Source organism: Spirosoma rhododendri (assembly GCF_012849055.1).
Taxonomy (GTDB): domain Bacteria; phylum Bacteroidota; class Bacteroidia; order Cytophagales; family Spirosomataceae; genus Spirosoma; species Spirosoma rhododendri.
Genome location: NZ_CP051677.1, coordinates 3,730,911 through 3,744,261, shown reverse-complemented (window position 1 = coordinate 3,744,261; position 13,351 = coordinate 3,730,911). Strand labels below are relative to the sequence as shown.

The window sequence follows — 13,351 nt, the reverse complement described above, 5'->3', positions numbered from 1 at the left end:
AGCTGCAACTTTGACCATTAAACCACGAATAGTAAACTTGCCAATGATTCCCGATTTTGCTCTGAACGCCGTTTACCGCTACCCGTTTCGCTTTTCGCAGGCCGATGTGATCGACTTCGCCCGCGTTACGGGTGATAACAACCCGCTGCATCTCGACGCTGACTTTGCCGCCCAGACGCCGTTCAAACGGCCCATCATCCACGGCATGCTGGGGGCCAGCATCTTCACCAAAGTGCTTGGCACCGAGTTCCCCGGCTACGGCTCGGTTTATCTGGGTCAGACGCTGGAGTTTCTGCGGCCCATGTTTGTCGACACCGATTACGAAGCCGTCTTTACGGTTAAAAGCATGAACCCCGATAAGCACACCGCCGAAATTCTGGGCGAACTGCGCGACGTACAGACCGGTAAGGTAGCCACGCGCGGCACGGCAACGCTGATGCACCGCGAAAAAATCTGATCGGTTCAGAACGGGCCGAAAAAATCATTGCCCCACTGGTGCAGCGACCAATGGGGGCAATAATCAGTTGGATAAACGACGAACGACTACTCTTTGTCGGCGCTGTTTTTGGTATCCTGAACTTCCGCACGAATCGTCTGGGCCAGTGTTTTCAGATCCTGCATTCCTTTCCGAACACGGGTACCGGCAGCCTGATTTTTCTTGTCATAGAACTTCTCGAAATCGCCTTCGAGCGACATTACCAAATTTTTTACTTCGTCGAAACGTGACATAGCGCTTTGGATGGGGTTAAGTGAAAATGCCCAAATTCCGCTAAAAACGCGGTTTTTCCGGAAATTTAGTCATTCTCACATACAGCGCAATAGTCGCGACAAAATTTTAGCTGAAAAATGCAATTTTCAGCTAAAAACCCTATTCAGCGGCAGATTCGGCCGATACTTCCAGTTCTTTTGGGCTAACGACCGGTCCGGCACCCCGGTATGTCCCATTTTCGATTTTTTCAGACACTTGGGAGAAAGCGTCGAGCGTCCGCTGCACATCGTCGAGCGTGTGTGCCGCCGTCGGGATAATCCGCAGCATAACGATGTCTTTCGGAACGACCGGATACACGACGATTGAGCAGAAGATACCGAGGTTCTCGCGCAGGTCGCGGATGATGCCCGTCACTTCGGGAATGCCACCCTGAATATTCTGAAGCAGTACCGGCGTCACGGGCGAAGTCGTATCACCGATATTAAAACCGCGCTCTTGCAGCCCGCTCTGCAAGGCCCGCACGTTGGTCCACAGTTTGTCGCGGAATTCCGACGAGTTACGAATCATCTCCAGCCGCTTCAGCCCGCCAACTACGTATGGCATCGGCAGCGCTTTCGCATACGTCTGCGACCGCATGTTGTATTTCAGGTACATGATGATGTCGTGATCACCGGCGATAAACGCGCCGATAGCCGCCATCGACTTGGCGAAAGTCGAGAAATACAGATCGATACCATCCTGACAGCCGAGCATTTCACCAACACCCGCCCCCGTTTCGCCCATCGTGCCGAAGCCGTGTGCATCGTCGACCAGCAGTTTGAACTCATATTTCTCTTTCAGCGCAACAACTTTATCCAGGCTGCCTACTTTTCCCGACATACCGAACACGCCTTCCGTGATAACCAGAATGCTGCCACCTTTTTCGTTGGCCAGTTTGGTTGCCCGTTGCAGGTTCTTCTCCAGGCTCACCATGTCGTTGTGGTTGAATTTGTAGTATTCACCCATCTTGGCCTTGTGCAGCCGGATACCATCGATCAGGCAGGCATGACATTCGGCGTCGTATACGATCACGTCGCGGTGATCGACAATGGCTTCGATGGCCGACATGACCCCCTGATAGCCGTAATTGAGCAGAAACGAGTCTTCCTTACCGACAAACTCGGCCAGCTCTTTCTCAAACTGCTCGTGCAGATCTGAGTTACCCGACATCATACGGGCTCCCATCGGATACGCCAGCCCCCACTCGGCCGCAGCATCGGCGTCGGCCTTGCGAACCTCCGGATGGTTGCCCAATCCAAGATAGTTGTTCAGGCTCCAGTTGAGCACGGGCTTGCCCTGAAAGCGCATATGCGGCCCTAACTCACCTTCCAGCTTAGGGAATGCAAAATAGTGGTGTCCGTTGAAGTCCCGGGCGGGTGAGCCAATCGGCCCTAAGTTGTTGCGTAGTTTCTCGAATAAATCCACTTTTTTCTATTGTTATAGGGGCTAAACCCCTGTTTTTCGCATAGTAAGTGCAAAAATACGAGTTAGTTTCGGTAGGCCAAAACTGCGGGGTAAAATTCAATTTTACTGCCCTTTTGCCATAAAACGTGCATATTGGTGTTTTGACAAAAAAAGAGAACCGACGTGAGCAGGAAGAGGGGGTCGCTTTGCTCCGTAGTTATACCTAAACTAGCCTCATCATTCGTTCGTCTCACGTCATTCTTCGTTCACCTTTACCAATGACCATCCAGAAACTGCTTGTTGCAAACCGGGGCGAAATTGCGCTTCGGATCATGCGGACGGCCCGCGAAATGGGCATCCGCACCGTTGCTATTTATTCCGAAGCCGACCGGCAGGCACTTCATGTGCGCTACGCCGACGAAGCCGTTTGTGTTGGCCCGGCCCCGTCTTCTGAATCGTACCTTCGGGCTGATATCATTATCGAGGTCTGCAAACAACTGTCCGTTGACGCCATTCACCCTGGTTACGGTTTTCTGTCGGAGAACGCCAGCTTTGCCCGGCAGGTGCGCGATGCCGGGCTGATTTTCGTTGGGCCGTCGCCCGAAGCCATTGAGGTTATGGGTAGCAAACTAGCCGCCAAAGCTGCCGTTGCGGCCTACAATATCCCAATGGTGCCGGGGACGCCTTCGGCCATCACCGACCGGGCTGAGGCCAAGGCGATTTCCGCCCAGATTGGCTATCCGATCCTGATTAAAGCGTCGGCGGGGGGCGGTGGCAAGGGCATGCGCGTGGTCGAGAATGAAGCCGAATTCGATGAGCAGATGGACCGGGCGGTGAGCGAAGCCCAGTCGGCGTTTGGCGATGGGTCGGTATTTATCGAGAAGTACGTTACCTCGCCCCGGCACGTTGAGATTCAGGTTCTGGGCGATCAGCACGGCAACATCATTCACTTGTTTGAACGCGAGTGCTCGGTACAGCGTCGCCACCAGAAAGTGGTGGAAGAAGCACCGTCGGCCATCCTGACGCCGGAAATCCGCGACGCTATGGGCCGGGCGGCCGTCGACGTAGCACGCGCCTGCGGCTATTACGGCGCCGGCACGGTCGAGTTCATCGTCAACGACAATCTCGATTTTTACTTTCTGGAGATGAATACCCGACTTCAGGTCGAGCACCCGGTCACAGAACTGATTACGGGCGTCGATCTGGTGAAGCAGATGATCTGGATTGCAGAAGGAAAGCCACTGACTATTCAGCAGGATGAGTTACGTATTAACGGCCACGCGCTTGAACTGCGCGTCTATGCCGAAGACCCGGCTAACAACTTCCTTCCCGACGTTGGTACGCTCGATACCTACGTACGCCCACAGGGCAACGGTGTCCGGGTCGACGATGGGTTTGAACAGGGCATGGCTATCCCGATTTACTACGACCCGATGATTGCCAAGCTTGTTACCTATGGCGACTCCCGCGAGGAAGCCATCGAGAAGATGATCCGGGCCATCGACGAATACCAGATTTCAGGCGTACAGACGACCCTGTCATTCGGCCGGTTTGTGATGGAGCACGATGCGTTCCGGTCCGGTCAGTTCGATACGGGCTTCGTCAGTAAGTATTTCACCCCCGACAACCTGACGCCCCCGCCGACCCTGCCGAAGAGCAACTGGCCTCCGTTCTGGCGGCATGGCTGCTGACTAATAACAAGTCTACCGCTGCTAACGCTCCCACGCAACAACTGACTGTTCAGCGCAGCAACTGGAAAAAGAACCGGCTATGATCTGTATTGACAGCATCCAGCCGCTTCGGCGGTCCGATGCCGAAGACAGACCCGTATAAAAATAGGAAACCGCCCCCAAGCGGGAGCGGCTCCATGAGTACAACAAAACCACAGTAAAGCTGCCGGTCTATTCGGCCAGACAGAGTACCTGTGGGTCTGTCGTTATGTCGGTTTACGGTTTGATGTTTAACCATCAAGGTTGTCAGTCGCTGAGCAACTTTGACCGTTAAACACCAAACCGTAAACTAAGCTTATGCTTCGATTAGATACTCGTCGTGCTGGCTGACGTCCAGACCCGACTGCTCGTCTTCTTCCGATACACGCAGGGGCAGGATCAGGTCGGTTACTTTCAGCAGGACAAACGACATGATAAAGGCGAAAGCCGATACGCCAACCAGCGCGATCATGTGGTTGATGAACAGGCTCGTCTGACCGAAGGCCAGTCCTTCGCTACCTTCAGCAACGGCCGAGTTAACGGCGCGGCTTGCGAAGATGCCCGTCATGACCATACCAACCATACCGCCAACACCGTGGCAGGGGAACACGTCCAGCGTATCGTCCAGCGTCGACTTAGTCCGCAGGTGAGCGATGAAGTTTGATACGATCGAGGCCAACGTACCGATGAAGATGGCTGTCGGAATCGTCACGAAACCAGCGGCAGGCGTGATGGCAACCAGACCAACGACGGCACCGATACAGAAGCCCAGCGCCGATACTTTCTTGCCTTTCGCTGCGTCGAACAGCACCCAGCCCAGACCAGCCGCAGCAGCAGCCGTGTTTGTTGTGGCGAAGGCCGAAGCAGCCAGCGTTGATGCCGATACGGCCGAACCAGCGTTAAAACCAAACCAGCCGAACCACAGCAGACCCGTACCGAGCAGTACGAATGGAATGTTAGCCGGTGGGAAGTAGCTCGATTCCAGGTGCGATTTCCGACGCTTGAGGTACAGCGCGCCCGCCAGCGCGGCCCAGCCTGCCGACATGTGTACAACCGTGCCTCCCGCGAAATCGAGTACGCCCAGCTTGAAGAGGATACCCTCGGGGTGCCACGTCATGTGTGCCAGCGGTGCGTAAACGAACAGGCTGAACAGGATCATGAACAGTACGTACGAGCGGAAGTTGACGCGCTCAGCCATCGAACCCGTCACCAGCGCGGGGGTGATAACGGCGAACTTCAGCTGGAAGAATGCGAAAACAACCAACGGAATCGTGGGGGCCAGCGACCATGGCTTGCCATCGAGTACACCTTTGAACATGAAGTGGTCCATCGGGTTACCCACGAAACCACCGATACTGGTACCGAAGGCCAGGCTGTAGCCAACTACTACCCACAACACACTGATTACGCCCATCGCGATGAAGCTTTGCAGCATCGTCGAGATCACGTTTTTGTTGTTCACCATCCCACCGTAGAAGTACGCCAGACCGGGGGTCATCAGCAGTACCAGCGCCGTTGCGACCAGCATCCACGCCGTGTCGCCAGAGTTTATGCCTTCCGTCACGATTTGGGTCGGCACGCTGTTGAAGCCGGGTATGATGCCGAGCACGGCAACGACTCCCAGCAGAATCAGAGGAACGTAATTGGGCTTTTGCATACGAATTTATCGGTTTTTGTTGTACTAAAAATTGGTTGAGGTTAGGTGAACGGTTGGTTAAAACTTGAAGATCGCGGCCATGCCCAGCGTTGCCTGACTCTTTTTCAGTACGCTGTTGCTGTCGTAGAATTTGTCTTTGTTGTAGCTGTCCATACGGAATTCAGGCTTGAGCAATACGTGCCCATCCGCAACGGTGATGTTCCCTGTAATGGTCAGTGATTTAACGGTTACCCCAGATATCCCATCGGCTGCTAGCAAAGCGCGAGCGGCACCCGAGTTGTCGAAGTAATCGTACCGAACGCCCATACCGAATTTGCCGGTGAATGCATAGTTGGCGTAGCCGGCAACACCGCCCCAGTTGGTCGATTTGGTAGTATAGGTTGCCGTTGCATACGGGTTAGCCCCCTGCTGATAGCCGCCCGTCTGCCAGCCTGTTACCGCGTTCAGACCCAGCATAAACTTATCCGTAATCTGGTAGGTCGTCGTCAGGTCATAGATGGCATACATGCCCGTCGAGTCCTTGCCGTTCGCTTTCTTATCGGCTTCGTTGGAGATGGCCGTGTTCAGATACACGTTCCAGCCTTTCGCGGGGCTGACGAACAACTGAGCGATAAACCCTTTCGCGTGGTTGTTATCGTATACCCGGTCGACGTTATTGACGATACCCGCCATCAGGTAAACCCGGTCACTGAAGGCATACTGCGCTTTCAGGCCGATGTGATAGAACGGACCGTTGTTGAACAGGTTCGACAGTGAGTAATTGTAGTTGACGGGTGCATCGATAACCTCGTAACCGATGTGCGTACCGAACTGACCGGCCGTAAACGACAGCTTGGGCGATGCTTTCAGCGTGATGTATGCCTGTTTGATAGCGAGTGCCGTAGAGGTGGCGGCTCCGCTGTTCAACGAAAATACGTTGCCATAGTTACCGAGGTCGGCAAACGACCCCCACGTCAGATCGAATACAGCATCTACTTTATCGGAGGTGTAAGTTGCTTTTCCCTGCACCAACCCTACTCCAAACTGCCCGGCCCGCTGATCGAACGCACGAGCCCCACCAGCCGCACCGATGTTCAGCTGATCGGGCGGACTGTTGAAGTTCCCGAAGTAATACGTGTCCATGTAACCCGAAAAAGTGAATTTGCCGGGTGTGGCCGTGGTGGTTGAGTCCTGAGCGCGGACTACGAAACTGGCAAGCAAAGAAAAACCAAGTAAAATTTGTTTTCTCATAATTTATATTCTGTTCAAACTTAGATAGGTTGTACTCTTATTCTGTGACAAATCTTATTGTAAAAAGATGATCTTCCAAGCTTTAGTGCAAGAAAAAAGGCGTAAATAGTATAAAAATGATAAAATAATTTGAAAAATACTATAACATTATCTGCATATTCATATTTGCACCCCTTACCGCTATCTTTAATTAAATTTCGCCTTTTATACGTTTATCAAAATATTCTTTTAGAATACATTTTGCCTTTCGGAGACAATTATTCATCTTAAAAAGCACAAAAAAACCCGAATCAGCTGACTGATTCGGGTTTAGAAACGATCTGCTCTTGCAGATCTTCATGCATTCCTTAATTACGCTTCGGCGTGCAGCCACGCTTTCTTTGAGAGCAGCGTCTCTTCGTCTTCCTCGCGCTCAGGATCGGGCACGCAGCAGTCGACGGGGCAAACCGCAGCGCACTGTGGCTCTTCGTGGAAGCCCACACACTCGGTGCATTTATCGGCCACGATGTAGTAAAACTCGTTTGATACGGGCGATTGTGGCGCTTTACCGCTCACAACCGTACCATCGCCAAAATCGACGTCGGTCAACTCAGTGCCGCCACCCCACGTCCACTCAACGCCACCTTCGTAAATAGCTGTGTTAGGGCATTCGGGTTCGCAGGCACCGCAATTGATGCACTCGTCGGTGATCATGATAGCCATGAGCAGTACAGATTTATAGGACTATAATTGGTGTTCTAATACCAGTCAACAAATATAACTATTTAAAGGTTGGTGGCAAACTAAAATTTAATCACTTCCGTTGATGGGGTATTCCATTTGTTTATCGACTTCATGCTTTTATCTGAACGCCTGCAAACGTTCGCAGCCCTGGGTGATTTCCTTCGCCGGGCCGATTCTGAACCCGAACTGACCGCGCTGGCTGAGCGTGCCTACCATAAAAATAACTGGTTTACCCCCGACAATACGATACGCTCTCTACGGGCGATTGCCGATAAATTTTTGACCCAAGACGCCCTGACAGCTTGGGTCACTCAATACGGCTACGACCTCAATTTGCCATTTCATCCGGCTTACACGGGTCAGGAGCCGAGAGCCATCGGTGTTGTGATGGCGGGGAATATTCCGGCTGTCGGCTTCCACGATCTGCTCTGCGTACTGGTAAGCGGCCATAAGGTACTGGCAAAACTAAGCAGCCAGGATTTTGTACTTATCCATTATTTAATACAAAAAATAAAGGAGTTAAATCCTGCATTTACCGATTATATCCAGGAGGCCGAACGGCTGAACGCAGCGGATGCTTTCATCGCCACGGGTAGCGACAATACGGCTCGTTACTTCGATTACTACTTCGGCAAGAAACCCCACATCATCCGGCGTAACCGCTCGTCGGTGGCGTTGCTGATGGGTGAAGAGCAGCCCGACGATTTTGTGGCACTGGGGCACGACCTGTCCGATTATTACGGACTTGGTTGCCGCAACGTGTCGACCTTACTGGTACCGGAAGGTCCGCATGGGCGGAATGGTAAGCCGGAGCCGTATGATTTCGTACCGATGTTACGCGCGCTGGAGCCGAACGCAGCGACCTACCTCAACAACCACAAATACCAGAATAATTACGACTACAACAAGTCGATTTACCTGATTAACGGAGTACCTCACTTCGACAACGGGTATCTGCTGGTAACCGAGAATGCCGGGCTGGTTTCGCCAATTTCGGTGGTGTATTACCAGACCTACAAAACGCTCGACGACGCAACGCAGTGGCTCACCGAACGGAGCGACCGTATTCAGGTTGTCGCATCGGCGAAGGGTTGGTACAAGGGCAGCGACTCTACCGCATCGGCCGACCGGCACGGCGTCGCATTCGGTCAGACGCAGTGCCCCTCCCTGACAGATTACGCCGATGGAGTCGATACGATGGCGTTTTTAAAAGAGTTATAGGGTTTTAAAGTTGGATAGTTGTAAAGTTGCTGGCGCGTCACAGCTGACGCCGGATGGCAACTTTACAACTATCCAACTTTAAAACCCTATAACTCTAAAACTACTTCCCCACCCGTTCCAGCCACCGTTCGCCCTGGGTGTAACGGGCGTCTTTCACTTCGGCCAGGGCCTGTTTTGCATTGAGCAACACACCCCACACATCGGCGACGAAGCGCTTCTCGGCTTTCATGCGCCGGAAGAAATCAACCGCCTGTGCGTGGGTTAGGCCACCAACTTTCCGGGCGATATTCATCAGCACATCGAACACATCGTCGGCCATGCGGGCGTCGCCACAGACGTAGTAATGGCAGTCGGGTTGCGACAGTACGTTCCAGAGGTCGGTACTTTGTTGCGCAATCAGGTCCTGTACGTAGATTTTTTCGTCGCCCATGCGGGAGAAGGCCACGTCGAGATGCGTCAGCAGGCCGACTTCGTGCCAAGTTTCCAGTTCGTGCTGGTAGAGGTAGTCGTTCAGGTCGTGGCACCCAAAAAACAGGCGCGTATCAACCGCAGGGGTTTCTACCGGTACGTCGGCAACGGGTGTAGCCGATCCGTTACGCTCACTGTGCAACATGCGTAACTGAATTTCGCGGTGTTGCAGGAACCCCATCAGCGGAGCCAACCCCGTACCCGGCCCAACCAGCAACATCGGCGCTTCGGGATTGACGGGGGGACGAAAGCCCGATGTCCGTACCGCCAATCGAACCGTGTGGCGCTGCGCCGGATCGAGCCCCGCCAGAAAATTCGAGCACAGCCCCTGTCTGACCCGCCCCGCTTCGGTAGTAGTACGCACAACCCCCACGGTGAGGTGAATCTGCTCCGGATTGGCCAGCGAACACGATGAGATCGAGTAAAGCCGGGGCTTCTGCCGGGGCAGCACGGCCAGCAAATCGGCAAAGGACACGTTGGCCGACGCGAACTCATCCAGCAGGTCGACCACCGTCAGATACCGCGCGGTGATATCGGCTTTCAGCGTCAGTACCTCAGGCTGCTGATCGTCGCGCGCCAGCACCCGCTGCCAGCTGGTCAGCCGATACCGGTCAAGGTCCGACGAAACTTTATTGAGCAGCACACTCAGCAACTCGTCGAACGGCTCATGCAGGCTTAAATCGACGTCGTTTGTCAGCACGTCGGCCACCTGTACCGGCGTATCGTATGTTTGCCCATCAGCGGCATCCGTTCCCTTTGTTGTAAACCAGGACTCGCCCGCTACGCCCAGGCGCTGGCAAAGCCGCTCGACCAGCGCAGCCGGATTTTGCGGGTAGATCGCCACATGATCGCCCGTTTCGTACTGCAAACTCGTACCGGAAATATCAAACGACAGGAATCGGGTGGAGCGGCTACCCGCAATCACTTCTTTAAGCAGTTCCCGATTCGCCACAACGGGTACGCTGACGCCCGCCCGTCGGCGATCGATCCCCGCCAGATGCGGGCAGACCGTACTTTTGTCGAGAAACGTAACCGACAAAGTCGAAGCCCCGCCGGAGCCAGCCGTGGTGGGGTCTTCACCCAGCAAACGGGCTACCAGTTCGAGCCATTGCCGGAAACTATCAGCCTGCCCTTTGATCTCGTCGGCCTGCTGCATACTGATCACCCGGTTGCCACCCACGCGGGCCAGTTCGCGGTCGATAGCGATACCAGCCGCGCAAAAATTGGGGTAGATCGTGCTACCCAGCGCCATTACCGAGAAGTTGAACCGATTCACCGATTCGCCCGGTAACTGCCGTAGTGTTGCCAGAAAATTAGCTGCGTTGCCGGGGGCCTCACCATTTCCGAAGGTCGATGTTACGACCAGTACCAGTTGTTCCTGCGCCAGCTGAGCGGGGTCAAACTCATCGAGCGCCATAATCCGGGGGCGGTGCTGACTCAGTCGCCGGGCGGTCTGCCGGGCGTAGCGTTCGGCCGTTCCCGTTTCCGATCCGTACAGGATCAGCGGACGGTTGCTCACGGTGGGTTCGGCTTCAGCAAGCTCGCCCGCCAGTGTCAGATCGTCGTCGAGCACGGCCCATTTATCGGCCGCGTAATGGTAGCTGGGCGACAGGTAGAAATCGCGCATTTCGTGATGCCACACCGTCGTTGTGCTGCCCCCGGCTGCGGGAGTTACCCAGGACCACTGCGCCGGACATTCGCGCCCCGCCCGCTTCTCGCGCTGATCGTGGATCATGAACTGTTGGGCAGCCGTCTGATGGTCGACCAGCGTCACTTTGGCCTGCGTAAACGAGTGTAGTACTGCCGCGTTCAGCTCCAGAAACGCCCGGTCGCGCCAGAGCGTTTGCTCAGTCGACGTGTCCAGCCCCATCACCTGCGCCAGCTGCGTGGCCATACCGTAGCGCTCATCTTCCCAGAGATTACGGGTGATTTCGGTTTCCATAAACCAGCCGTTGAACGGGGCGCAGCCATAGTCGACCCCACCGATAGCAAGCCTGAAATTGGCGATAACCGGCACGGCGCACCACTGCATTCCCAGGTCCGCGAAGGCCGGGTAGTTAGGGTGCTCGATGGGAATACGCAGTACGTCGGCGGGGTCGAATTCGTAGCGCCGGGGCGCGTGACCCGGTACGTCGATCACGAGCGGCAGGCAGTCGTAAGCCGTTTTCTGGGCGGGTGGTGTCCAGCCCTGCCGAATGATTGCCTGCGTCAGTTTCAGATTGGCTTTGTCCCCCAGAATGGTGCCGTCGGGCTGTTCGTAGGCGGCAAAGCGGATATACTGGCTGTTCCAGATGCGGGGGCCCCAGCGTTCGAGCGGCTTTTTGGGCCGAAACACGTTCATCACAATCTGCACATTGCCACTATTCGTACCCAGGCGCAGGTGTTCGACCGTTTCGCGGAACAGATCGTCGGGGTCGGTCAGGTGGCGCAGGTCGCGCACGATCATGTTGCGCCAGGCGATCCGCCCGATGCACTTCGACGCGTTGCGCCAGGCGAGCTGCGCACCATAGGCCAGCTCTTCGTAGGTGTGCGTGTAGGTACCCGTCGTGCGGATTTCCCGCTCGATTTCATCCAGCCGGGAGGTAAGCGTTTCCGGTTCCCAGGTTAGCTCGTCGGCTACCTGCCGGATAAACTCATCCGCCTGTTTCAGGATATGCTGCTGGTTGAGCATCGGCTGACGCAACACGTTGCTTACCCGCTCGAGCAGCACCAGCCATGCCTGCGCTTCGGCCTCCGTAAAAGCCGGATTTGCCTGCCGCATAACGGCCAGCAGGGGTTTCCCCACCGCCCCGTACAGTTCGGCCGGAATACGGTGGTTGGCGTGAATGCGGGCCAGTTCCCGCAGTTCTTTCTGCACATTCTGCCCGGCGTCGAGCGACCGGATCAGGAAGGCGACGGTCTGCATCAGGTGCCGCGACAGATTATCCATGTCGGTACGACCGAAGTACGGCAATACATCGGGGTTGGCCTGAAACAGCAGTCGGTAGAATTCCACGCCATACCCCAGCGGATCGGTAGCCAGCTGATCGCCGGTTTTGCGCATCAGATGCACCATATCGGGGGTAATGGCCCTGTCGTACTGCTGAATCGCCGTCAGCGCGGGGGCCAGAATGTGCAGCGAAAAGAAGCGGTACGAGGCCGACTGTACGCCTTTGGCCAGGTTTTCCCGGTCGTAGTCTTCCAGATACGGCACATTGGTCAGCATCCAGTTCCAGACCCGCCGGGCTGTTTGCCAGTGGGCGGGCCGCATGCCCAGTTCAGCGAGTTGCGCCAACAGCCTGTCGGCAGGCGTTGGCCCGGCCTCCGGAGCCGGATAAATACCCTGGTATGTTTCGCGCAGCGGCCGCTCGACGCGGGGTTTTAACTGACGAACAGTCGTGTCAAATAATTCAGCAAACTGCCGGGGTACCTCGTCGATTGCATCGCCGAAATTATCGATCAACTCGGGTTCCTCGTGCAGCAACCGCTCGAAAAACATACCCACCAACATGTCCTGATACGCCAGCAGTTTGTTCCATATATCCCGCACGATTACCTGCTCAATGGCTGTCATCGGGGTCATTTCCTGCGCCGTCGTCAGGGACTCTTCCTCCACACCCATGGTAGCAGTAACACCCCGGCTGGCCCGTCCGTTCACCGGCATCTGCCGGTCGACCCGGCGACCGGTCTGTTCCCGCGACAGCCGCAGGCTCAGACCTAGCTCCGGCGCGGGTACCCAGCCCGGCAGGGCCTGCTCGACCACAACACTCAGCGACCCGGTCAGCCCCGGCCGGGTGTCGACGGCGGTACGGCCCAGCGGTTGCCAAAGCGGCCCGTCGACGGGTCGCGCCTGTATGTCCACAACCAGTTGCCCCTCGCCCTGATGCAGTACATTGACCAGCCATTCGGGCTTACGGCGCACCTGTAGAACCTGCTCGCTCAGTATCCGCCCCCCCTCATCCAGCGACCAGACCATACCTTTATACTCATACCCATCGTCGGGTATATGTTGGAGCAGCACGTTGGTGACTGAAAGCGCAGGCAGGTTGGGACTGAGTTGATTCCCAGACCGGTCAGGATCCGTTAGGCTTACCATGTTCGCGTCGACTATCTGTGAGAGCGTGTTATGCCGGGCACTGCACGCAGTAACCTGGCGAGTTACTACATGAAAAATCAAGTAATCGTATACACCAACTCAAACGATTTGGTTAC

Annotated in this window: 8 protein-coding genes and 1 pseudogene; 3 read left to right on the top strand and 6 right to left on the bottom strand. The window is 55.4% G+C overall.

Translation table 11 applies throughout. The features are described from left to right. Positions 1-43: 43 nt before the first annotated feature. On the top strand, positions 44-457 hold the full coding sequence (locus HH216_RS15590; RefSeq protein ID WP_169551647.1) for a MaoC family dehydratase: 414 nt from the start codon (positions 44-46) through the stop codon (positions 455-457). Positions 458-543: 86 nt separating this feature from the next. Here HH216_RS15590 and HH216_RS15585 read toward each other — a convergent pair whose 3' ends face one another. Further along, positions 544-729: a histone H1 gene (locus tag HH216_RS15585; protein WP_106138814.1), complete on the bottom strand. Its 186-nt coding sequence runs from the start codon at positions 727-729 to the stop codon at positions 544-546. Between the two features lie 139 nt (positions 730-868). Continuing rightward, complete coding sequence (locus HH216_RS15580; RefSeq protein ID WP_169551646.1) at positions 869-2,173, bottom strand: aminotransferase class I/II-fold pyridoxal phosphate-dependent enzyme; 1,305 nt, start codon at positions 2,171-2,173, stop codon at positions 869-871. Positions 2,174-2,430: 257 nt separating this feature from the next. On the opposite strand from HH216_RS15580, the pseudogene accC reads away from it, so the two are divergent. Then, a pseudogene (accC, locus tag HH216_RS15575) lies at positions 2,431-3,926 on the top strand (acetyl-CoA carboxylase biotin carboxylase subunit). Between the two features lie 251 nt (positions 3,927-4,177). Here the strand turns inward: accC and HH216_RS15570 are convergent. The 3 genes from HH216_RS15570 to HH216_RS15560 all read right to left on the bottom strand — a co-directional run bounded on the left by HH216_RS15570 (position 4,178) and on the right by HH216_RS15560 (position 7,450). Then, a complete protein-coding gene (locus HH216_RS15570) occupies positions 4,178-5,518 on the bottom strand; it encodes an ammonium transporter (protein ID WP_169551645.1) in 1,341 nt (446 codons plus the stop codon). Positions 5,519-5,575: 57 nt separating this feature from the next. Beyond that, a complete protein-coding gene (locus tag HH216_RS15565; protein WP_169551644.1) occupies positions 5,576-6,748 on the bottom strand; it encodes a porin in 1,173 nt (390 codons plus the stop codon). A 351-nt stretch (positions 6,749-7,099) separates the two neighbouring features. Continuing rightward, a complete protein-coding gene (locus tag HH216_RS15560; RefSeq protein ID WP_169551643.1) occupies positions 7,100-7,450 on the bottom strand; it encodes a 4Fe-4S dicluster domain-containing protein in 351 nt (116 codons plus the stop codon). Positions 7,451-7,582: 132 nt separating this feature from the next. On the opposite strand from HH216_RS15560, the gene HH216_RS15555 reads away from it, so the two are divergent. Continuing rightward, on the top strand, positions 7,583-8,692 hold the full coding sequence (locus HH216_RS15555) for an aldehyde dehydrogenase family protein (RefSeq protein ID WP_169551642.1): 1,110 nt from the start codon (positions 7,583-7,585) through the stop codon (positions 8,690-8,692). Between the two features lie 100 nt (positions 8,693-8,792). Here the strand turns inward: HH216_RS15555 and HH216_RS15550 are convergent, their stop codons facing one another. Continuing rightward, positions 8,793-13,235, bottom strand: a complete 4,443-nt coding sequence (locus HH216_RS15550) for a nitric oxide synthase oxygenase (RefSeq protein ID WP_169551641.1) — start codon at positions 13,233-13,235, stop codon at positions 8,793-8,795. Positions 13,236-13,351 lie beyond the last annotated feature (116 nt).

Excerpts from the sequence above, each read along its gene's own strand:
- HH216_RS15590 (WP_169551647.1), top strand. The coding sequence starts at position 44 with ATGATTCCCGATTTTGCTCTGAACGCCGTTTACCGCTACCCGTTTCGC.
- HH216_RS15560 (WP_169551643.1), bottom strand. The coding sequence starts at position 7,450 with ATGGCTATCATGATCACCGACGAGTGCATCAATTGCGGTGCCTGCGAA.
- HH216_RS15570 (WP_169551645.1), bottom strand. The coding sequence starts at position 5,518 with ATGCAAAAGCCCAATTACGTTCCTCTGATTCTGCTGGGAGTCGTTGCC.
- HH216_RS15555 (WP_169551642.1), top strand. The coding sequence starts at position 7,583 with ATGCTTTTATCTGAACGCCTGCAAACGTTCGCAGCCCTGGGTGATTTC.
- HH216_RS15550 (WP_169551641.1), bottom strand. The coding sequence starts at position 13,235 with ATGGTAAGCCTAACGGATCCTGACCGGTCTGGGAATCAACTCAGTCCC.
- HH216_RS15565 (WP_169551644.1), bottom strand. The coding sequence starts at position 6,748 with ATGAGAAAACAAATTTTACTTGGTTTTTCTTTGCTTGCCAGTTTCGTA.
- HH216_RS15585 (WP_106138814.1), bottom strand. The coding sequence starts at position 729 with ATGTCACGTTTCGACGAAGTAAAAAATTTGGTAATGTCGCTCGAAGGC.